This window comes from Dyella sp. 01N36 (genome assembly GCF_056399745.1).
In genome coordinates, this window is record NZ_JBFTRY010000044.1 from 1 (window position 1) to 21,013 (window position 21,013).

Below are 21,013 nucleotides of genomic sequence, written 5' to 3' on the forward strand. Positions count from 1 at the left end.
GCGCAGCAAGTCGTTGTCCATCGCCGGCAGGTCGTCGTGCACCAGCGAGTAGGCGTGAATCATCTCGATCGCGCTTGCGGCGCCATCGAGCGTTGCCGGTTCGGCGTCCACCAACTCACCCGCGGCATGACACAACAGTGCGCGCAACCGCTTGCCGCCGCCCAGCGTGGCATAACGCATGGCCTCGTGCAGCGTTGCAGGCTCGACATCGGACGCAGGCAGATATCGCTCCAGCGCCTGCTCGGTGCGTTGCACGATTCGCGGCATCCACCCTTCCAACGGTTCCACGCCCGTGGGCGCATGAGGTGTGGCAGGCCAAAGTTGAACAGCTTCACTCACGGGTACGACTCCACATCACATCAATGAATCGCCACGACCGCGGACGCCGCCGGCAGCTGCGCCACGAACTGTCGCGCGGTGGCGCGGGCAAGCTCGTCGCCGGCGAGGATGTCTTCCAACGACGCGAAAGGCGCGAGCGCCGGCAGTTGCTGCAGCGCCCGCTCGATCACGCAAGCAATATCGGTAAAGCGGATCTGCCCATGCAGGAACGCATCGACAGCGATCTCGTTGGCGGCATTGAGCGTGACGCTGGCAGTGCAACCGTCACGCAGCACCTGCAGGCCAAGTCGAAGACACGGGAATCGCTCCAGATCGGGCACCTGAAAACTCAAGTTGGCCATGCGCGTGAGATCCAGCGCGGCCACGCCCGAATCGATGCGCTCGGGATAGGCCATGGCATGGGCAATCGGCGTGCGCATATCCGGATTGCCCAGCTGCGCCAGCACCGACTGGTCCGCATACGCCACCATCGAATGAATCACGCTCTGCGGATGGATCAGCACCTCGATGCGCTCGGGTGGCATATCGAACAGCCAGYGCGCCTCGATSACYTCCAGCCCCTTGTTCATCATGGTGGCSGARTCSACCGAGATCTTGCGCCCCATCACCCAGTTGGGATGCTTGCACGCCTGGTCGGGGGTGACGTCGTCGAGTGTGTCCAGTTCGCGCTGCAGGAATGGACCGCCCGACGCGGTGAGGATGATGCGTTCCGCGCCGCCACCCGCGCACATGTTGGTGCTCAGGCACTGGAAGATCGCGTTGTGTTCGCTGTCCAGCGGCAACAGCGTGGCACCGTGCTGCGCGACGGTGCGCATGAACAGCGCGCCGGACATCACCAGCGCTTCCTTGTTGGCCAGCAGGATCTTTTTCCCTGCGCGCGCTGCCGCCAGCGATGAGGCCAGGCCGGCCCCACCCACGATGGCCGCCACCACGGTGTCGCAGGCGGACGCGCTGGCAACATCGATCAACGCCTGCGGTCCGTACGCCACCGTGGTGGAGAGACGTGCGGCTCGCAGTTTCTGTTCGAGTTCCGCGGCGCCGTCGGCATCACCGACCACGGCCACCTCGGGAAGAAACGCCACGCATTGCTCGAACAGGCGATCGATGCGCTGGTGAGCGGTCAGCGCGAACACACGGAAGCGATCCGGGTGGCGCGCCGCCACGTCCAGCGTACTGGTACCGATAGAGCCGGTGGAACCGAGGATGGCCAGGCGCTGCCTACTCATCACTGGATCTCCCGCGCGACCGCTGGCTGGGCGCATTCACCATCATCACGAACGCGCCTCTCTGGCCACACTGCAACTGGGCTTGACCGACAACACCTTGTCGGCAAAACGCTGGATGGACGCACGGATGCCTTCCGCATCCAGCCCGTAGTGATTGAGCAGGCCCGCCGGGTCGCCGTGCTCGATGAATTCATCGGGCAGGCCCAGGCGCAGCATGGGCACACTGATGCCGGCATCGGACAGGAACTCCAGGCAGGCCGAACCGGCGCCGCCCTGCACGCAGCCCTCTTCCACCGTCACCAGCGCATCGTGCGATTGCGCCAGCTGGCGTATCAGAGCCTCGTCCAGCGGCTTGACGAAACGCATATTGGCGACCGTCGCGTCCAGCGCTTCGGCGGCGGCGAGGCTGGGTGGAAGCATCGAACCAAACGCCAGGATCGCCACGCGAGAGCCTGCCGCGAGTGTCGTGTGGCGACGCACTTCGCCCTTGCCGATCGGCAGCACCGTCATCTCGGTTTCGATCGCCACACCCGGACCGGTACCGCGCGGATAACGGACCGCCGCCGGTCCATCGTGGTTTACCGCCGTATGCAGCATCTGGCGGCATTCGTYTTCATCGGAGGCGGCCATCACCACCATGTTCGGAATGCAACGCAGATACGCCAGATCGAACGCACCCATATGCGTGGCGCCATCGGCGCCGACGATGCCCGCACGGTCGATGGCAAACGTCACGGGCAGGTTCTGCAGCGCCACGTCGTGGATCAACTGGTCGTAGCCGCGCTGCAAGAACGTGGAATAAATCGCAACCACCGGCCGCAGGCCTTCGGTGGCGAGGCCTGCGGCAAACGTCACCGCGTGCTGCTCGGCGATGGCCACATCGAAATAGCGATCGGGAAAGCGCTTCTCGAACTCCACCAACCCCGAGCCTTCGCGCATGGCCGGCGTGATGCCGACGATGCGCGGATCCAGCGCTGCCTCGTCGCACAGCCACTCGGAGAACACCTGCGTATAGCTCTTGCGCGCAGCCTTGGCGGCCGACACCAGGCCTACCTTGGGATCGAACTTGCCCGGACCGTGGTACTGGATAGGATCGGCCTCGGCCAGCTTGTAGCCATGGCCCTTCTGCGTGATCACGTGCAGGAACTGGGGACCACGCAGCTTTTTGAGGTTCTGCAGCGCAGGTATCAGCACGTCCAGATCGTGGCCGTCGATGGGGCCGGTGTAGTTGAAGCCGAAYTCCTCGAACARCGKCGCCGGCACCACCATGCCCTTCATCTGCGACTCAAGTCGCGACGCCAGATGGCTGATCGGTGGAATCGGCCGCAACGCGTAATGCACGCCCTGGCGCGCCTGTTGATAGAAGCGGCTGGAAATCAGCCGGCCGAAGCAATAGCGCAAGGCGCCGACCGGTGGCGAGATCGACATGTCGTTGTCGTTGAGCACSACCAGCAGGGGCGAGTCCTCCGACACGCCTGCATTGTTCATCGCCTCAAACGCCATGCCCGCGCTGAGCGCGCCATCGCCAATCACCGCAATGCTGTGGCGCTGCTCGCCCCGGATGCGCGCCGCATGCGCCATGCCCAGCGCAGCGGAGATGGAGGTACTGGAGTGCGCCGTGCCGAACGTGTCGTACGGCGACTCGGTGCGCCGCGGAAAACCGGAGATCCCGCCCCATTGCCGGATGCCGCCCATGGCCTCGCGGCGSCCGGTCAGRATCTTGTGCGGATAGSWYTGGTGSCCGACGTCCCAYACCASGCGRTCGYCCGGYGTATSGAASACRTAGTGCAGYGCRATGGTSAGYTCSACSSTGCCAAGGTTGGACGACAGRTGKCCGCCGGTGCGCGACACGCTTTCCAGGATGAAAGCACGCAACTCGCCAGCCAGGCGGTGCAGCGCCGGCATGTCCAGCTCGCGCAATTGCGCCGGTGAATCGATAGTGCGTAGCAAATCGTACACGACGGACTCTCCTCGGGGCTGCCGGAGTCTCTATCTGGACGTTTCAGTACTTATGCCTGCCGTGGCTACTTCCGACAACAACACCGCATCAACAACCCACGGAGCGATGCCGCGATCACGAACGCCACGCGCCGGATCGCCAACTTCGCCATCTTGCCTCCTGCCCGCCTGCATTCACCTTTCGACGAAGGCACGCTCGATCACGTAATCGCCTGGCTCACGCGTGCGCGGCGAAGCCTGGAAACCGCGACCATCCAACAACGCGCTGGTGTCATCCAGCATCGCCTGACTGCCGCACAGCATCACCCGGTCGGTGACCGGATTCAGCGGCGGCAGGCCGGCAAAATCGCTCATGCGTTCATCCACGATCGCATCGGTGAGACGCCCGCGATGGCGAAATGGTTCACGCGTGACGCTGGGGTAATACACCAGCTTTTCGYGGAYCAGMTCGCCCAGATACGTGTGCGACGGCAGCTCCTGCTCCAGATACTGGGCGAACACCAGGTCGCTGATGCGGCGCACGCCATGCGCCAGCACGACGCGGTCGAAGCGCTCATAGGTTTCCGGATCGCGCACGATGCTGAGGAACGGCGCCAGGCCCGTGCCCGTGCCTAGCAGGTACAAATGCTTGCCCGGCTTCAGATCGTTCAGCACCAGCGTGCCGGTGGGCTTGCGGCTGACCATGATGGGATCGCCCGGCTTGAGGTGTTGCAGCCGCGAGGTGAGTGGCCCATCGGACACCTTGATGCTGACGAATTCCAGGTGTTCCTCGTAGTTGGCGCTGGCGATGGAATACGCCCGCAGCAGCGGCTTGCCCTCCACTTCCAGGCCAAGCATCACGAAGTGACCGCTATCGAATCGAAAACCCGGGTCTCGCGTCGTGCGGAAACTGAAAAGGCTGTCGTTCCAGTGATGAACTTCGATCACATACTCCGTCGCCAATGCCACCATCACAGCCACCGTTGCCAAGTGAATAGATGCATGCACGCGACCAGACGATTCGACACGCGAGACGGATCTGGCTGTCGAATCGCTGGACCGTCAGTGTCTTGTTACAAGTTTCTGGCGGTGGAAGTCAATCCTGCTTAGTGATGCTTTTTCATAGTCGCGCGATTCATGAAAAACATCGGCACGTATCGATGAATAATCACACGACAATCACAACACGCCTGTTACCGGCCGCGTGGTTTTACGCGAACGCAAACGCCTGTTCACGCGCTCGCATCGGAGGCTTGCCGTGCACCCTCCGTAGCGCGATTTGAGTCGCGCTTCGCGCCATGAGCAATGAATCGCCGCGCGGCCCTTGCAACGGCCGCGCATGCCACCACTTCAGGCCGGTTTGCAGGCTCCAAGCATGGCAAGAATGAGCACCCAGGCCGCAGTCTCATAGTCAAGCTCAATGAGCCTGATGCCAACAATCAATTAGACCTATGAAGTCAAACCCCGTAACCTTGCCACTCATCCCACCACAACCAACGGAAAACAACCGATGTCGTTGATCAATACCGAAATCAAGCCGTTCAAGGCACAGGCCTATAAGAATGGCCAGTTTGTTGAAGTGACCGATGCCACGCTGAAGGGCAAGTGGTCCGTGGTGGTGTTCTATCCCGCCGACTTCACCTTCGTCTGCCCGACGGAGCTGGAAGATCTGGCCGATCACAATGATCAGTTCCAGAAGCTGGGCGTCGACATCTACGCCGTTTCGACCGATACCCACTTCGCCCACAAGGCTTGGCACGACACGTCCGACGCGATCAAGAAGGTGCAGTACACCATGATCGGCGATCCGACAGGCGCGATCACCCGCAACTTCGACGTGATGATCGAAGAAGAAGGCCTCGCTCTGCGCGGCACCTTCCTGATCAACCCGGAAGGCCAGATCAAGCTGTGCGAAATCCACGACAACGGCATCGGCCGCTCGGCCTCCGAGCTGCTGCGCAAGGTCAAGGCCGCGCAGTACGTCGCCGCCCACCCGGGTGAAGTGTGCCCGGCCAAGTGGCAGGAAGGCGACAAGACGCTGAAGCCGTCGCTGAGCCTGGTTGGCAAGATCTAAGTACAACAACGTCCTATCTTGCGGCCCGCTGCATCGGGCCGCCTTGGACCCGGTACCCCGCCGGGTCCTTTTTCCCAAGTTCCAAGACGCACGCAACGCCCGGCAACGACCGCGGTGCTAGCGGCGCTCACCCCGAATAAAGGATGGAGTCACCATGTTGGATGCCGATCTGAAGTCCCAGCTGCAGGCCTACCTCGAGAACCTCGTTCATCCGATCGAGCTGGTCGCATCGCTCGACCAGGGCGAGTCCTCGCAGGAGCTCAAGGCGCTGCTGGAAGACATCGCCCCGCTGTCGACCAAGATCACGCTGCGCCTGGACGGCAACGATGCGCGCAAGCCGTCGTTCGCGATCAACCGCACCGGCACCGACGTGGGCGTACGCTTCGCCGGCATCCCGATGGGCCATGAGTTCACCTCGCTGGTGCTCGCCCTGCTGCAGGTCGGCGGGCATCCGTCCAAGGCATCACAGGAAGTCATCGAACAGGTGCGCAACCTCGACGGTCAGTACCGCTTCGAAACCTTCATGTCGCTCTCCTGCCACAGCTGCCCGGACACCGTGCAGGCGCTGAACCTGATGAGCGTGCTCAATCCCAACATCTCGCATGTGGCGATTGACGGCGCGCTGTTCCAGGACGAAGTGAACGAGCGCCAGGTGATGGCCGTCCCCACCGTCTACCTCAATGGTGAATTCTTCGACACCGGCCGCATGGAGATCGAGCAGATCGCCGCGCGTCTGGATACGAATGCCCATGCACGCACCGCCGAACGCCTGAGCAACAAGTCGCCGTTCGACGTGCTCGTGGTCGGCGGCGGTCCGGCCGGCGCCGCTGCAGCCATCTATGCCGCCCGCAAGGGCATCCGCACCGGCGTCGCCGCCGAGCGTTTCGGCGGCCAGGTGCTGGACACCATGGCGATCGAGAACTTTATCTCCGTGCCGTATACCGAAGGCCCGAAGCTGGCCGCGTCGCTTGAGCAGCACGTGCACGAATACGATGTGGACGTGATGAACCTGCAGCGCGCCGAGCAGCTGATCCCGTCCACCACCGAAGGCGGCCTGCATCAGGTGCGGCTCGCCAACGGCGCCCTGCTCAAGGCCAAGACGGTGATCCTCTCCACCGGCGCCCGCTGGCGCAATATGAACGTGCCGGGCGAGCAGGATTACCGCAACAAGGGCGTCACCTATTGCCCGCATTGCGATGGCCCGTTGTTCAAGGGCAAGCGCGTGGCGGTGATCGGCGGTGGCAACTCGGGCGTGGAAGCAGCGATCGACCTGGCCGGCATCGTCGGTCACGTCACCCTGCTCGAATTCGACAGCAAGCTGCGTGCGGATGAAGTCCTGCAGCGCAAACTGCGCAGCCTCCCCAACGTCGACATCATCGTCAGCGCGCAGACCACCGAAGTAGTCGGCGATGGCCAGAAAGTGACCGGCCTCAACTACACCGACCGCACCAGTGGGCAGTCTCACTCGGTGGCATTGGAAGGCGTGTTCGTACAGATCGGCCTGCTGCCCAATACCGACTGGCTGAAGGGCACGATCCAGTTGTCACCGCGCAACGAAATCGAAGTGGACGCCCGCGGCGAGACCTCAGTACCCGGCGTGTTCGCCGCCGGCGACGTCACCACGGTGCCGTACAAGCAGATCGTGATCGCCATGGGCGAAGGCTCCAAGGCCTCGCTGAGCGCCTTCGACTACCTGATCCGCCTGCCGGTGGAAGTGGCCGAAAAAGAAACCGTCGCCGCCTGACGAAGCAGTTCCAACGCCCGGTCCCGTGCTGCCGATCCCCCTCCCGGCGCACGGGGCCGGGCTTTTTTTTGGCCGTCCGTTTGCGGTGACGGTTCCCGCAGCCCAGTCATGGCGCGGCTTATAACCCTGCGTGATGCCGACATGAGAAATGCTCATCTGTCGGAGTCTTTCAATCGCTCAAAGCTCGGGTTTTCATACGCCCACACCCTTCTCCAATGGTGCCAGAAGGCAGCGTGGCGGCGCTGCGCCAGGCTTCGACACGGGCCTGCGTCAGGAGGAATGCGGTCAGCGAGACCGCCTCCTACCACCCTCACCTCTCATCCGCGAACCAGAGACACGCCGCCATGTTCAACGCTCTCCGTCGCTCGAAGATCTCGCTGCTTGCCGCCGCACTTCTGGCCTCCCTGCCGATTGCAGGCCTGCACGCAGCGGAAGCCAGGACGCCACTGACCATCGACGAAGCACTTAAGGCGTCCGCCGAACAGCATCGTCCGGTGCTGGTCGATTTCCAGGCGGTGTGGTGCTACTCCTGCTACTACATGGCGAGCCATGTGTTGAATGGACCCGAATGGGATGCCGTCCAGCGCAAGGCCATCGTGGTCGAAGCCGATGCGGACTCGCCGGACGGACAGACATGGATGAAGAAACTCCATGCGTCCTTCCTGCCCAGCTACGTAGTGCTCGATGAACATGGCAACGAGCTGGGGCGCATTTCGGCGGAGCAGCCGCGCGCGTCGTTCTATCCGAAGATCAACGCCATCCTCGCCACCGGCAACACGCTGGAGGGGCTCAGGCAAAAAGCCACCGAGGGCGCGCCGGGCGATGTCGCCAATGTGCTGGAGGCCTATCAGGCACGCGCCGAAGGCAGTGACGGCTTGAACTGGTTCGCCAGCCTGCCTGCAAGCCAGCAACAGAATGCACGCACCAACCCACGCGTTGGCCTGGCGCTCGATCAGCTTGCGCTTGCCAAGGCCCGGGCCGCCGACGACAACGCTGCCGTCATAGCCAACGCACAGAAGGTGCTCGCGCAGGATATCGGCTGCCAGCGTCCCTACGTGCTTGAGAACCTGCTCGACGCCACCGACAAACGTCCTGCCGCCGAACGCAAGTCACTGCTCGCCGCGCAACGCAAGCCGCTCGATCAGTACGTCAACACGCAGGTGCTCATTGCCAGGCCGGTGTGTGCAGACCAGCGCAGCGCCGTGCTCACCAGTGCGCAGCTCGATGAAGCGCTCGGCGAGCATGACGCAGCAGCAGCCATTCTCGATCGCGCCATCACCCAGACACGCCAGCGCCTCGGCAACAACCTCGCCAGCGACCGCAACCTGGCCGACAACCTGCGCATCTACCTGTTGCGCGCCAAGCGCAGCGCCGAACTGGACGACTACCAGCACAAGCTGATCGCCGCCTACCCCGACGACTACGTCTACGCCTACCGCTATGGCCGCAACCTGGTGGAAACCGGCAAGCCGGCCGAGGCATTGCCATATCTGGCACAGGCCGCCGACAAGGCGTACGGCGCCAACCGCCTCGCCGTGGCCCTGCAACGTGTGAAAGCGCTCAAGGCACTGCATCGCGACGACGAGGCAAACAAGGTGGCCGCCGACGTGCTGGAAACCAATGGCCCCTGGTTCAAGCAGCAGGCCGATGCCCTGAAGGCGGCGCTCAAAGCGTAAACGCGCAAGCACACCGCGTCCTGCGATGGACGCGGCGTGCTGATCAGCGCGAAACGGACGCGCTGTTATTCGCGCAGCTGTTGCAGCAAATGCTCCAGCTCGGCGCGCAGCTGACGGACCTGTGACAAAGCCAGGTCACGCTCACGCATTACCTCGTGATGCACCACGAGCGATACCGCGTGCATCGACAAGGTTTTCTTTCTCGCTCGATAACGACGCGCGCGCTCCGCCGCCGTCAGCGCATTGGGCTTGCGCGGACGGCCACGCGGCCGCTTGAACGCCAAGGGCAACGCAAGCGTGCCCGGATCTCGGGGGTCAACCATGGCACCTCCTCCTTTTTGCGCGCATTTTACGTGACGTCACGACAAATGCAAGAAAAATCCTACGAAAAAACAGCAAGAAAGGAGGTCTATTTCATCTGCAGCCGCTGCTTGCGGCTGTCGACGCGAGGGCGCCTCGTGCGTTCACGTGACAAGGAGATTCCTGTCGCTACCGTGCAATCGCGGGCTGCCCGAGGACGCGGCCAGGCGATGCCGGGGCGAGTGAGCCCACCGCGCAGAAGAAGAAGGAAAAGCCGAAGATGGATTCGCTCTATGAGCTGTCATCGCGGGCCATCCGCCGTCTCTATGACGCTCGCATCAGCACGCCGCCTGTGCTGGATATCGATACCTACTTTCCCGATGGACATCGTTTTCGCGATGCATGGGAAGTCATCCGTGGCGAAGCGATGGCGATACTTGAGAGCGCCCAGCCCATTCCACGCTTCCACGAGATCATGCCCACGCAGGCGGACATCTCGGCGAACGACGGTCGTGACTGGCGCATGTTCCTGCTCAAGGTTTACGGACAGGACATCCCGTCCAACCAGGCGCACTGCCCGTTGCTGACCCAGCTGCTGACCAGGTGCCCCGATGTGTTGTCGGCGACCCTGTCCTTCCTGGCGCCGCACAAGCACATTCCGCGGCATACCGGGCCCTTCCGGGGCATCCTGCGTTACCAGCTGAACCTGGAGGCGCCGCTGGGCGTCGACGGCCGCCCCAGCGCCGTGCTGTGGCTGGCCGGGGATGAGCATCGCCTGGGCAATGGCGAGCACTTGTTGTGGGACGACACGTATCCGCACGAGGTGTGGAACCGCAGCGAGCACACGCGGGTGGCGTTGCTGCTGGATGTGCGCCGGACCGACATGCCGCTGGATCTGCGCCTGTTGTCCAGCGCCGTGACCAAGAGTGTGGGCATGGTGGTGCGCTGGCGCGGGTTTTCCTGACCACGCCGGGAGCTGCCATATCCGCCCGGCTCAGCTCAGCGCGCCATGGCAGCATTGCGGCCGGGCTGTTCGCCCCCATGGAAGGCTACGCCATGCGCACATGGAACAAGACCTGACCTGGGAAGGGGGACGTATGCTCGGCAAAGTGGACGAAATTCGTGAAGTCGACTTCAGCAGGATGGGCACACTGGTCCTCGCCGGCGGCGGCAATCGATGCTGGTGGCAGTCAGGCGCGTTGCGGCATTTGATGGAGCGCGGCATGCGTTTGCCTGCGCAACTGGTCGGCACCAGTGCCGGCGCTGCGGTAGCCGCCTCGTTCCTCGCGCAAGGCGCCGACACGGCACTGCAGACGTGCCTGAAGCTCTATGCTGACAATCCCAGGATTTTCGACTGGTCCGCCCTGCCCAGGCTCAAGCTGAAATTTGCGCACCAGCACGTGTATCCCGCGTGGGTCGATGCGTTCTTGAACGAAGCGACATTCGACACGTTGCGTCAGTCGTCCTCACGCCTGGTCGTCGCCCTTACTCGGCCGGCGCGATTCCTGGGCACAAGGGGATCCGTGGCAGCGGGAACATTGGCTTATCTGGTCGACAAATACCTGTGGAACAGCATTCACCCTCGTCTGCCCAGGGTATTGGGGCTACGCCAGGACTTCATGGTGCTCAACGATTGCTCCGACATCGACACAGCCCAGGCTCTGCTTATCGCAGCCGCCTCCGCGCCACCCATCATGTCCGCGCGCGCGGTCGGGGGCGGGATGGCGATCGATGGCGGTTACACGGATAACGCCCCGATTCCGCTTCAATCGGAAGTGGAGCGATCGAACACACTGGTGATGCTCACCCGTCACTATCCGAAACTGCCGCCGATGTTCAGCTGGCAGGGGCGCCATTATTGGCAGCCCAGTCAACGCATTCCCGTCTCAACCTGGGACTGCACGCCGAAAACGACGGTGCGCGAAGCCTATGATCTGGGGACGCAGGATTCGGTGCATGCGTTGAGTACAGGCTTGCTTCGATAGCTACGCCGGTTGCGACAGCACGCAGGCGTGATCCTCATCCGTGGTGTTTGTGCGGGCGGGCCGGGATAAACGGCGATACGGGATCGCTGGCCGGAAACGTCTCCTCCAGCGCCTCGTCCTGCAGCGCCTGGCTATGCGATTCGGCTTCGCTGCGCGCAAGGCGCCTGGCATCGCTATCGGATCGATGGCGACGAGGGTCGCCCGCTTGATCGGTGGGACTTTTCTCTCGGCGTGGCATGGGACTCCTCCGCAGCACAGGCGACGCAAACGCATCGGCAACCCTACTGGCGCCGAACCGCAAGATCAGCGCCACCTGCCCATGCGATGCCCGTGACCAGCGATGCCTCGCCAGCCACGGGCCCCTGACCGGTCAGGCGTGCCGACTGGTTTCGAACAGGAACCACACGCGGCGCTCGGCCTCGTCGATCCAGTTCTCCAGCAGGCTGGCCGTAGCCACGTCCTTGTACTCGTCGCACAGCTCATGGGTGGCGCGCATATAGCCGGCGAGACGCTGGTTGTCCTCGCGCAGCTCGGCCAGCATGTCATCGGGCGTCACGAAGTCCGCATCGTTGTCGGACAGACGGGCAAGGCGCTTGGCATGCCCCAGCGACCTCAAGGTGGTGCCACCCAGCTTGCGCACGCGCTCTGCGATGGGGTCCACGGTGGCGTAGATCTGGTCGGACTGTTCGTCCAGCAGCAGGTGGTAGTCGCGGAAATACGGCCCGGACATATGCCAGTGGAAGTTCTTGGTCTTCAAGTACAGGGCCAGGACGTCGGCCAGCAGTGCATTGAGTTCGCCGGAGATGTCGCGCGTCGCCTTGTCGCCCAGTGCCGAAGGCGTGTTGAGCGCTGCCTTCTGACGGGTCTTGGCGGCCGCGGTGTCGCCCTTGGCCTTGCTAGTCTTGCTCATTGAGATTACTCCGCTGTTGGCTCTAGGGAGGCCCTGATCTATGCGTACGGCGTAGTTCAAGGCATCCCTTAGAGTATGGACCGGTAAATGTCATTTCGATGTCGCTGCCGGCGTGGCGTCGGCGTGGCGCATCAGCGCAGCGAGCGCCAGCAGCGGCGGCACGGCAAAACACCACATGCTGCCGAAGGCATACAGCAGCGCGCCGGCCGCGCAGCCGATGGCGAAAGCCAGCACGGCGAAGCTCATGCGGCTCAGCCGGTCGTTGATGGCGGCCCTCTGATCCTCGGGCACGCCGCAGATGCGGTCGGCCACATCCAGCATGATCTGCGTGGTGGTGCCGGTCATCAGCGTCGATGGCGGCGAGCTGGCCAGGTGCACGCGATGCAAGGCGTTCTGCACAGCCATGGCGCCTACCAGGGTCATGCCGGTCAATGTGGCCGACCAGGTGTCGCCTTGCGGAAAGGGCCCGTAATGAATCGCCAGCACCATGGCCACGATGAACAAAGCCAGATTGATCGCCAGCAACGAACGCACCACCGGTTGCCCGACGGCCATCAGGCGATAACGCAACAGCCGCGCCCCGATCACGAACAGGCAGAACACCGGCAGCGCGAGCAACTTGGCCACGATGCCGGAGGTGCCATTGACCAGCGCCGCGCCGATGGTGACGAAGTTGCCCGTCACATGCGCGGTGAACAAGCCATGGAGCGCAAGAAAGCCTGCCGTGTCGACATAGCCTGCCATCACGCTGAGGATGGTCGGCAACCAGGATTTTTCAGCCATGCCACTGCGCTCCGGCGGAATCAGGCTCGATCATTGAACGCATCACCACATGAATTTTCCTTCGACGCCGACATAGTCGCCGTCGCGTCCGCCGGCCATGCGTATCGCCCGCCCCACGTCGTAGTGGACAGCTTCCACTGCGCCAGTGAAGTTGGCGTTGAAGACATAGTCAGCGCGCACCTGACCATACACGCCCGTCCAGCTGCCGCCCCGTCCTGCCGTGCCGGGCAAGGGAATATTGGGCTGCACGTAGATCGCATCGGCCGTGGTTTGCCGCCACTGGAAACCCAGTGCCGCCATCAGCGTGAAGCGGCTGGCCGGCTTGATGGTCACGCTGGGCTTCACGTGCACCAGGTTGGTGTAACCCGTGAAGCCGGCCAGGGTGAAGTAATAGCCATTGGGAAACAGCGGATTGAAGGTGCCCAGTGTGCCGTCGCCGGGATGGCGATCGCCTGAGGCGGCATCGACCTGCAGCCCGAGTCGGGGCGACCAGGGGATCGACCAGGTGTAACCCACGCGTGCGCCGGTGCCCCAGGCATCGATGTCCTTCGCACCCACGTGACCGCGCTGGGCCATGCCCTCCAGGTCCCAGTCGACGCCCGACTGGTTCCCGGCGAAACGCACGTCATAGACATCGCGCCGCTCCTCGCCCACGGCGTCCAGGTAACGTGCGTTGTCGCGGCTGTACAGCGCGTAGTATGCCGACAACTCGTCCTTGCCCCACAGCAGGCGCTCGACGCGCAAAGTGTTGAAGCGGAAATGGCGGTTGGAGGTATCGTCGAACGGATGCTCGTCCTTGTACTGCACCGGCTGACTCAGAAAACCGATGAAACGCCACTGCCCCGTTTCCCAGTCCGCCCAGATGGCGTCGAACGACTGGCGCACGTTCGGTCCATCGCGCAACGAGACGAAGCGCTGCAGGTCGAACGCGAAATCCTGACGGCCCACGCGCGCCTTGAAGGTGCCATCGGCAAAGGTCCGGACATAGGCGACAAAGGCGAGTCGCAAATCCCAGGGATTGCGATCGGCGCCACCGATCACCTGCTTGTTCACCGTGCGCGCATCCTCAAACTGCACGAAGGCCTGCCAGTAGCTGGCAAAGTGCAGATCGGCGTGCAGCTGGAAGCGCTGCAACAGATAGGTATTGTTCGGACTCCCGCCTATGCCGAAGCTCGCGGCGTCCGACCATTCCGTCCGCTCACGCAACGTCACGCCGAACGAGAGATAGGTCTTGGGATCGTCCGCACTGAGCGACCAGTACTTCAACGCGTCGCCCCATTGCGTGCGCAACGCGGGATCGGCCAACACGGACCAGTCTTCCTGCCAGCGGTTGCTGCGCAAGGCGGGCCGCTCCGCGGCGCTCTGCACGGGCGTGGCCTGAGTGGAGTCCGCACTCACCTCCTGTGCGCTACTGGTCGATGCGTAGCCCGTGCAGCACAGCGCACCTGCCAGCAAGACGCGCACGGGAGCCCCACTGGCCCCCGTGCGCAAGCTTCCTGTTCGAGGCATGGCCTCAATGACCGGCGGCGTGGATCTCGGCCACATAGCCACCCGGGAATGCCACCATCGCGGACTCGCGACCCTCACTGGTGAATGGCTCGACCAGCACCTTCGCGCCATGCGCCTTGGCCTTGCTCAAGGTGTCGGACAGGTTGCCCACTTCGTAACCGGTCATCTCGTGCCCATAGGGATAGGGCAAATGGCCGTCGGTGACGAATACAGTCATCTTGCCGAAGGTGGATTCGATACGCACGCGACGGAACGTGTCGCCCGTACGACCGATCTCCACGCCAGGCGCCTTGGCCTCATCGGACGCCACCTTGCCGTGCGAGAACGTCACGAAGCTCTTGACGAAGGCATCGACGCGATCCGGCGACACATACACGCGATTTTYCGGCACCGTCTGAAACGCCGCGTAGTTCGGCGGCGTGGTGTGCCAGTACAACTGCATGTTGACGCCACCGGGCCACTGGATCACCGCGTCGCGGCCGATGGGATCGGGAAAGATCTGCACGATCACGTCGGCGCCGGCTGCGCGTGCGGCTTTGACCGCCACATCGAGATCGGTCACCAGATAGCCGGTGCGTTCGGCGCCGAACGGATGCGGAACCGGCGTGCGGAAACCAAACAACGACACCGTGCCCACCGGCGTCTGCAGCAACTGCGTGCTGGTGCTGCTGGGCGTGGGCGTGACGGTGGCGATGCCTTGCTTGGTGCTCTGGCCGCCAAACGTGGCGAGAAAACTATCGACGAAGGCGTCAACGTCGGCCGGTGCCACATAGACGTGGGTGGTGTCGTACTGCGAACCCACCGCCACCATCGGCGTGACCGGCGCCTCCTTGGCGACGACCGGCGGCGATACCGCAGCCACCATGCTGAAACCCAGGGCGAAAGCCAACAATCTAGAACCGATGCGCATGGGGAAAGTCCTTGGGAGTTCAGGGATGAGAGTGTGCCGCGGCCAGCGTTGCACGTTCGCGCAGGTCGTACCACGCGACGAGCAGGAACCCGCCGACCAATCCGAGGTGTTCAAAAAAAGCGTTCGTCACGCCAAATCGTTCCGCCTCGGGCACGGACCAGAAACGATTGGCGATAAAGGTTGCAGCCAGCGTGAAGACGGCCAGCAACAAGGCGCCCAGCCAACGCCCCTTACCTGAAAGTATGGCCAGCGAGGCACCGAGCTCCAGTACGATCACGGCGACGGTGATCGGCCCGGCGGGCGTCATGCCAAAGTGCGCCGTTTCAGCTACGGCGGCGTCGAAGCCCCAGAGCTTCTGCAAACCGCCCTGCAGGTAGGCCGCGCAAAGCCCCAGCAAGGCCAGCCAGCGTACCCACGGAGCACCGAGTCGCTCGGCCCAATGGGTGGATGTCAAAAAAGCCCGCATGGCTACACCGCCCAGCACGCGCAACCTAGCGCGCCCCAGAAGGATTTCAGATCAGACACCGGCAAGCGGCTGGACCATGCGTTGGCATGATCGTGCCCATGCACGCCGCAACCGTGGTTGCAGCCACACGCGGCCTGCGTCATCGCCGGCTGCGCCTGGCGTTGCTGCGCCCATGCGCCATAGCCGCCATAAGTGCGCACCGGCGACCAGTCCGGCATGGCGGCCGGCACCGCCCCCTCTTCGAGCGATGCGTAGTCGCCGCTGCCGTAGACCACGCGGCCGCCCACGATGGTAAGCAGCGAGGTCGTATCGGCAATATCGTCCTCGGGGCAGGCAAAGAAATCGCGATCCGGCACGATCAGGTCGGCCAGCTGCCCTACTTTGATCTGACCCTTCTTGCCCTCCTCGTTGGAGAACCAGGTGACGTTCTGCGTCCACATGCGCAGAGCCGTGTCGCGATCCAGGCAATTGCTGCGCGGATACAGCGCGAGGYCGCCGACGGTCCTGCCGGTCACCAGCCACGCCAGCGACACCCACGGGTTATAAGACGCCACGCGCGTGGCATCTGTACCCGCCGAAGTGCGCAGCCCTTTCTCCAGCATGCGTTTCACCGGCGGTGTTGCCTGCGCGGCGCCCGGACCGTAGCGCTCGACGAAATACTCGCCCTGGTAAGCCATGCGGTGCTGCACGGCAACGCCACCGCCGAGTGCGGCGATGCGGTCGATGGAGCGTTCCGAAATGGTCTCCGCATGATCGAAGAACCAATTGAGCCCTTGCAGCGGAATATCGCGATTGACCTTTTCGAACACATCCAGCGCGCGACTGATGGTTTCGTCGTAAGTTGCATGCATGCGCCACGGCCAGCGGTTTTCGGCGAGCACGCGAACCACTTCCTCCAGGTCGCCCTCCATCTCGGCTGGCATGTCGGGGCGTGGCTGCCGGAAGTCCTCGAAATCCGCGGCCGAGAACACCAGCATTTCACCGGCGCCGTTGTGGCGAAAGTAGTCGTCGCCCTGTTTGTACTTTGACGTGCTCGTCCAGCGGAGAAAATCGTCCTTTTCCTGTTTGGGCTTTTGGGTGAACAGGTTGTAAGCAAGGCGGATGGTGAGCTGATTTTCCGACGCCAGCTTTTCGATGACAGCGTAATCCTCGGGATAATTCTGGAAGCCACCGCCCGCATCGATGGCGCCCGTCACGCCCAGGCGATTCAATTCGCGCATGAAGTGCCGCGTGGAATTGAGCTGGTAGTCGAACGGCAACTTGGGGCCCTTCGCCAAAGTCGCATAGAGAATGGCCGCGTTCGGCTTGGCCAGCAGCAACCCKGTGGGATTGCCCGCGCCATCGCGTACGATCTGCCCGCCAGGCGGTTCGGGCGTGTCCTTGGTATAGCCGACGGCCCGCAGCGCCGCGCCATTCAAGATGGCCCGGTCGTACAAATGCAGCAGGAATACCKGCGTATCCGGCGCCACCGCATTGAGCTCGTCGATGGTCGGCAGCCGCTTCTCAGCGAACTGGTGTTCGGTGAASCCGCCGACCACGCGCACCCATTGCGGCGCSGGCGTGMTCGCCACCTGCTGCTTGAGCATGGCCATCGCATCCGCCAGCGAACGCACGCCGTCCCAGCGCAACTCCAGGTTGTAGTTGAGGCCGCCACGAATGATGTGCAGGTGGTTGTCGATCAGGCCCGGCAGCACGCGCTGTCCTTTGAGATCGATCACGCGCGTGCGCGAGCCGGCCAGCGGCATGATCTCGGCAGCACGCCCCACGGCCACGAAGCGGCCATCGGCGATCGCCACGGCTTCGGCTTCGGGTTGGCCCCAATCGAGCGTGGTGAAACGACCGCCGTGAAGGATCAGGTCAGGCGACTTGTCGACGGCCGTCATGACTGCAGCTCCTTCTTGGCGGGCCTGTTGCCGGCATTGTCCGCGGTTGGCAACTCGCCGCACATATGCGGCTTCACCTGATTGTGCAGCCAGGCGGTTGTCGTCGCCTGGCGATGCATGAAGGTCTTCACCAGCGGCGGCGCCTGCTCACCCAGCAGGATGCCCAACAGACCCACCAGAGCCACCAAGGGCGGCGCTGGCGAACGAACCTGCAGCAAGCCGTAGATGACGCCGACCAGGATGCCGGCAGCAAGCGATATCAGATAGATTTTCATGGCCATGCTCCAGGACAACGACGACGATCAACCTTCGTGTGCACCGAACATGGTCTTGGCGTAGATCACGCCCAGGCCATACGAACCACCGAAATGCTTGGCGATGCCGGTGGTGCTGTCGTACGTCTCGGCACGCGCCCAGTCGCGCTGGAGTTCCAGCAGGTATTGCAGCGAGGTCATCGGCCGCGCGCCTGCCTGGATCATGCGCTCCATGGCACGGTTGTGTGCCTCGGTCGAAACGTCGCCGCAGGCATCGGCGATCACGTAGATCTCGAAACCCTGATCGAGCGCCGACAGCGTCGGACCGACGATGCACACGGAGGTCCACAAACCCGCCAGCACCAGGCGCTTCTTGCCGATCTCGTTGACGCGCTTGACTACGGCCGCGTCTTCCCAGGTATTCATGGAAGTGCGGTCCAGCAGAGCCTGGCCCGGGAATGCGTCGGTGATCTCGCTGAACATCGGGCCTGAGAAGCTCTTCTCCGCCACCGTGGTGAGGATGGTCGGCACCTTGAAGCTTGCCGCCGCATGCGAGATCAAGGCGGCGTTGTTGCGCAACACGATGGCGTCGATGGAATGCGTGGCAAAGGACATCTGCGACTGGAAGTCGATCAGGATCAAGGCGTGATCCGTCGGATTGATCAACTGTTTGCCAGGCGTGGGGGTCGCGTTGAGAGACATGGGGGATACTCCAGTGCGGCGGGGCGTGGGATGAGATGACGTTCGACATGGCGCGGGCGAACGGATGACTTCCGCCCTACACCCATTGTTCTCATCGGGCAGTCGATGAATACCCCAATCGCGGCAAAAGTGGGCTACCCAATCAGGTAAGCGCGTACGTCCCGGACCATCGCAGGCACGCACTGTTTCGTGCGTGTCACCACTTCAGTTGTCGAAGAAACCCCGATTGCGCGCCAGGGTGACCGCATGCGTGCGGTCGAGCGCGCCCAGCTTGATCATGATGTTCTTCAGGCGCGCTTTCACGGTGTCTTCGGATACGCACAGGATGTCGGCGATGCGCCGGTTGGTATGCCCCGTGGCCACCAAACGCAGCACGGCGAGCTCACGGTCGCTGAGCATTTCCGCCCAGGCGTGGGAGGCAATATCCCCGGCCACTTCCGCGGCCATCACGCGACGACCCGCCATCACGGTGCGGATGCCGGCCAGGATCTCGTCGCGCGTAGCCGTCTTCAGCAGATAGGCGTTTGCGCCGAAGGTGAGTGCACGCTTCACGCGCGCATCACCGGGATACGAGGTCAACACGATGATGCGCGCATCCGGAAATTCGCCGCCCAAGGTGGAAATGGCCTGGAGCCCATCCACGCCCGGCATCTGCAGATCGATCAGCGCCACGTCCGGATGCAGTTCGCGATAGCGCACGATCGCTTCCGCCCCGTCGGCGGCCTGCCCCACCACCTCCATGTCCTGCGCACTCTCGATGGCCGCAACGATGCCATCGCGCATGATCGGGTGATCGTCCGCAATCAGGACCCGGATGCGTGTCGCATCAACTGTCACGATATGGTCCCTCGACACGTGGCTGCTCGCGCCTCCCAGGACGGCTGCGGGAGATCTGTCCGGGCTTGCAGTTTCAACTATAGCCTGCAATGCGCGGTGCCGATCAATGCCCGATCGGGTGATTCTGTGTTCATTGCGCGACACCTATGGCCGCGCCACGTGCGGCGATATGCTGCGCCTGTCGCAGCCGGATTTCGCCGCCTGCGCGCCAGCCACGGAAACCTATGACGATGCTCGGATGGCGGGAACTCGCGCGTCGTGGTGCTGTACTGGCCGGCGTGGTGCTATGGCTGGTGTTCGCCGCCTGCGCGCACGCTGAGGATTCGCCCGGCTTTCGCCGCCGCCTGTGGACCACCGAGGCAACCACGCCTGCCGATATCTGGGCCATGGCCCAAGGCAAGGACGGCTATCTTTGGCTGGGCACAGGCAGCGGGCTCTATCGATTCGACGGCTCTCGCTTCGAGCGTTTCCAGCCCTTGCCCGGTGAACGCTTCCGTTCAAACAACATCACCGCGCTCACCGCCCTGCCCGACGGCTCGATGTGGATCGGCTTCTACTACGGTGGCGCCAGCATGCTGCGCGGCGGCCGCTTGCATCACTATGGCGCCGGCAAGGATTTTCCCGCCGGCATGGTGCTGGCTTTTGCGCAAACCGACGACCGCGTCCTGTGGGCAGCCACCGAAGGCGGACTCGCCCGCTTCGACGGCCGCGCATGGCAAACCGTGGGCGAGGCATGGAGCTATCCCGCGCAACGCGCCGACTGGCTCATGGTGTCCCGCGACGGGACCTTGTGGGTGACCACCGGCGAAGCGCTGATGTTCCTGCGACCGGGCGAGCATCGCTTCCAGCGCACCGACCAGGCGGTCTCCAAGTACGCCATCGTGGCGCAGGCGCCCGACGGCACGTTGTGGCTTTCCGATCATCTGCATGGCACGCGCGCCCTGCCCGGCCTCACCGCTACGCATCCCACCAGCACACCGACCGAAGCTCCTGGCGACACGGATTTCGCCTGGGCCAATCGCCTGCTGTTCGACCGTTACGGCAATCTCTGGGGCACCTGCGTCGACCGCAACGGTATCTATCGCGTGGCATCGCTGGCGCCGCTTGCCAGCGGGCGCTCGCTGCGCGCGCAGGATCTCACTGAACTGATCGGGCGCAGCAGCGGCCTGGTGTCCGAACGCGTCGTCCCCCTGGTCGAAGACATGGAAGGAACGATATGGGCAGGCACCAACCTGGGCCTGGTGAGTTTCCACCGCAACAGCTTCCAGGTGCCCGGACAAATCACGCTGGGCGCTGCGGCCAATTACGCGATGGCCACTGACGCGACCGGCGCCGTATGGGCCGCGAACGGCGGAACGCTCTACCGCTTCGATGCCCACGGCGACCAGGTGGTGCGCACCGACCTGCACGACATCGACGGCATGCAGTTCGATCGTGCAGGCGCATTGTGGATGGTGGGGCGCAATCGGCTCTACCA

The 21,013-nt window shown here is 63.5% G+C and carries 21 protein-coding genes; 6 read left to right on the forward strand and 15 right to left on the reverse strand.

Translation table 11 applies throughout. The annotated features are described in order from the left end of the window. The 4 genes from AC1DMG_RS10080 to AC1DMG_RS10095 all read right to left on the reverse strand — a co-directional run. A partial coding sequence (locus tag AC1DMG_RS10080; protein WP_477180483.1) for a polyprenyl synthetase family protein occupies positions 1–267 on the reverse strand: 267 nt, incomplete at its 3' end. A 92-nt stretch (positions 268–359) separates the two neighbouring features. Continuing rightward, a complete protein-coding gene (gene ispC, locus AC1DMG_RS10085) occupies positions 360–1,565 on the reverse strand; it encodes a 1-deoxy-D-xylulose-5-phosphate reductoisomerase (protein WP_477180484.1) in 1,206 nt (401 codons plus the stop codon). A 45-nt stretch (positions 1,566–1,610) separates the two neighbouring features. Beyond that, a complete protein-coding gene (gene dxs, locus AC1DMG_RS10090) occupies positions 1,611–3,524 on the reverse strand; it encodes a 1-deoxy-D-xylulose-5-phosphate synthase (RefSeq protein ID WP_477180485.1) in 1,914 nt (637 codons plus the stop codon). Between the two features lie 174 nt (positions 3,525–3,698). Next, positions 3,699–4,478 carry a ferredoxin--NADP reductase gene (locus AC1DMG_RS10095; RefSeq protein WP_477180489.1) on the reverse strand — a complete coding sequence of 260 codons (780 nt, stop codon included), beginning with the start codon at positions 4,476–4,478 and terminating at the stop codon, positions 3,699–3,701. Positions 4,479–5,013: 535 nt separating this feature from the next. On the opposite strand from AC1DMG_RS10095, the gene ahpC reads away from it, so the two are divergent. From ahpC to AC1DMG_RS10110, 3 genes are all read left to right on the forward strand, one after another. Beyond that, a complete protein-coding gene (gene ahpC / locus AC1DMG_RS10100; RefSeq protein WP_441602279.1) occupies positions 5,014–5,577 on the forward strand; it encodes an alkyl hydroperoxide reductase subunit C in 564 nt (187 codons plus the stop codon). A 154-nt stretch (positions 5,578–5,731) separates the two neighbouring features. After that, the gene (gene ahpF, locus AC1DMG_RS10105; protein WP_477175605.1) at positions 5,732–7,321 is read left to right on the forward strand and encodes an alkyl hydroperoxide reductase subunit F; all 1,590 of its coding nucleotides are present in this window, start codon (positions 5,732–5,734) and stop codon (positions 7,319–7,321) included. A 344-nt stretch (positions 7,322–7,665) separates the two neighbouring features. Beyond that, positions 7,666–8,997: a thioredoxin family protein gene (locus AC1DMG_RS10110; protein WP_477175606.1), complete on the forward strand. Its 1,332-nt coding sequence runs from the start codon at positions 7,666–7,668 to the stop codon at positions 8,995–8,997. Positions 8,998–9,062: 65 nt separating this feature from the next. Here AC1DMG_RS10110 and AC1DMG_RS10115 read toward each other — a convergent pair whose 3' ends face one another. After that, positions 9,063–9,320 carry a hypothetical protein gene (locus AC1DMG_RS10115; protein ID WP_477175607.1) on the reverse strand — a complete coding sequence of 86 codons (258 nt, stop codon included), beginning with the start codon at positions 9,318–9,320 and terminating at the stop codon, positions 9,063–9,065. A gap of 257 nt (positions 9,321–9,577) precedes the next feature. Between AC1DMG_RS10115 and AC1DMG_RS10120 the strand changes: the two genes are divergently transcribed. Together AC1DMG_RS10120 and AC1DMG_RS10125 are read left to right on the forward strand one after the other, a co-directional pair. Next, positions 9,578–10,261 carry an aspartyl/asparaginyl beta-hydroxylase domain-containing protein gene (locus tag AC1DMG_RS10120; protein WP_441602282.1) on the forward strand — a complete coding sequence of 228 codons (684 nt, stop codon included), beginning with the start codon at positions 9,578–9,580 and terminating at the stop codon, positions 10,259–10,261. Positions 10,262–10,361: 100 nt separating this feature from the next. Continuing rightward, positions 10,362–11,282: a patatin-like phospholipase family protein gene (locus AC1DMG_RS10125; protein ID WP_477175608.1), complete on the forward strand. Its 921-nt coding sequence runs from the start codon at positions 10,362–10,364 to the stop codon at positions 11,280–11,282. A 34-nt stretch (positions 11,283–11,316) separates the two neighbouring features. On the opposite strand, the gene AC1DMG_RS10130 is transcribed toward AC1DMG_RS10125, so the two are convergent. From AC1DMG_RS10130 to AC1DMG_RS10175, 10 genes are all read right to left on the reverse strand, one after another. Then, positions 11,317–11,520, reverse strand: coding sequence for a hypothetical protein (locus AC1DMG_RS10130; protein ID WP_477175609.1), 204 nt, complete (start codon positions 11,518–11,520; stop codon positions 11,317–11,319). A gap of 132 nt (positions 11,521–11,652) precedes the next feature. Next, positions 11,653–12,192: a Dps family protein gene (locus AC1DMG_RS10135; RefSeq protein ID WP_441602286.1), complete on the reverse strand. Its 540-nt coding sequence runs from the start codon at positions 12,190–12,192 to the stop codon at positions 11,653–11,655. Between the two features lie 90 nt (positions 12,193–12,282). Then, a complete protein-coding gene (locus tag AC1DMG_RS10140; protein ID WP_441602287.1) occupies positions 12,283–12,975 on the reverse strand; it encodes a YoaK family protein in 693 nt (230 codons plus the stop codon). Between the two features lie 42 nt (positions 12,976–13,017). Then, entirely contained in the window at positions 13,018–14,439 is a 1,422-nt protein-coding gene (locus AC1DMG_RS10145) for an alginate export family protein (protein WP_477178938.1), read from the reverse strand. A gap of 49 nt (positions 14,440–14,488) precedes the next feature. Then, positions 14,489–15,394, reverse strand: coding sequence for a glyoxalase (locus tag AC1DMG_RS10150; RefSeq protein ID WP_477180486.1), 906 nt, complete (start codon positions 15,392–15,394; stop codon positions 14,489–14,491). A gap of 19 nt (positions 15,395–15,413) precedes the next feature. After that, positions 15,414–15,878, reverse strand: coding sequence for a DoxX family protein (locus AC1DMG_RS10155; RefSeq protein ID WP_477175658.1), 465 nt, complete (start codon positions 15,876–15,878; stop codon positions 15,414–15,416). Next, complete coding sequence (locus AC1DMG_RS10160; RefSeq protein WP_477180487.1) at positions 15,863–17,743, reverse strand: amidohydrolase; 1,881 nt, start codon at positions 17,741–17,743, stop codon at positions 15,863–15,865. The genes AC1DMG_RS10155 and AC1DMG_RS10160 overlap by 16 nt, the downstream gene beginning before the upstream one ends. Beyond that, complete coding sequence (locus tag AC1DMG_RS10165; RefSeq protein ID WP_477175613.1) at positions 17,740–18,018, reverse strand: DUF1427 family protein; 279 nt, start codon at positions 18,016–18,018, stop codon at positions 17,740–17,742. Before AC1DMG_RS10165 ends, AC1DMG_RS10160 begins: the two co-directional genes overlap by 4 nt. Before the next feature lie 27 nt (positions 18,019–18,045). After that, positions 18,046–18,699, reverse strand: a complete 654-nt coding sequence (locus tag AC1DMG_RS10170; protein WP_477175614.1) for a hydrolase — start codon at positions 18,697–18,699, stop codon at positions 18,046–18,048. Positions 18,700–18,903: 204 nt separating this feature from the next. Then, positions 18,904–19,536 (reverse strand): response regulator transcription factor, encoded by a 633-nt coding sequence (locus tag AC1DMG_RS10175; protein ID WP_477175615.1) that lies wholly within the window; start codon positions 19,534–19,536, stop codon positions 18,904–18,906. A gap of 224 nt (positions 19,537–19,760) precedes the next feature. Here AC1DMG_RS10175 and AC1DMG_RS10180 point away from each other — a divergent pair. Further along, on the forward strand, positions 19,761–21,013 hold a 1,253-nt coding region (locus AC1DMG_RS10180; protein WP_477180488.1), incomplete at its 3' end, for a ligand-binding sensor domain-containing protein.

Coding starts and splice junctions, on each gene's coding strand:
- ahpC (WP_441602279.1), top strand. CDS start 5,014: ATGTCGTTGATCAATACCGAAATCAAGCCGTTCAAGGCACAGGCCTAT.
- ahpF (WP_477175605.1), top strand. CDS start 5,732: ATGTTGGATGCCGATCTGAAGTCCCAGCTGCAGGCCTACCTCGAGAAC.
- AC1DMG_RS10110 (WP_477175606.1), top strand. CDS start 7,666: ATGTTCAACGCTCTCCGTCGCTCGAAGATCTCGCTGCTTGCCGCCGCA.
- AC1DMG_RS10115 (WP_477175607.1), bottom strand. CDS start 9,320: ATGGTTGACCCCCGAGATCCGGGCACGCTTGCGTTGCCCTTGGCGTTC.
- AC1DMG_RS10120 (WP_441602282.1), top strand. CDS start 9,578: ATGGATTCGCTCTATGAGCTGTCATCGCGGGCCATCCGCCGTCTCTAT.
- AC1DMG_RS10125 (WP_477175608.1), top strand. CDS start 10,362: ATGGAACAAGACCTGACCTGGGAAGGGGGACGTATGCTCGGCAAAGTG.
- AC1DMG_RS10130 (WP_477175609.1), bottom strand. CDS start 11,520: ATGCCACGCCGAGAGAAAAGTCCCACCGATCAAGCGGGCGACCCTCGT.
- AC1DMG_RS10135 (WP_441602286.1), bottom strand. CDS start 12,192: ATGAGCAAGACTAGCAAGGCCAAGGGCGACACCGCGGCCGCCAAGACC.
- AC1DMG_RS10140 (WP_441602287.1), bottom strand. CDS start 12,975: ATGGCTGAAAAATCCTGGTTGCCGACCATCCTCAGCGTGATGGCAGGC.
- AC1DMG_RS10165 (WP_477175613.1), bottom strand. CDS start 18,018: ATGAAAATCTATCTGATATCGCTTGCTGCCGGCATCCTGGTCGGCGTC.
- AC1DMG_RS10170 (WP_477175614.1), bottom strand. CDS start 18,699: ATGTCTCTCAACGCGACCCCCACGCCTGGCAAACAGTTGATCAATCCG.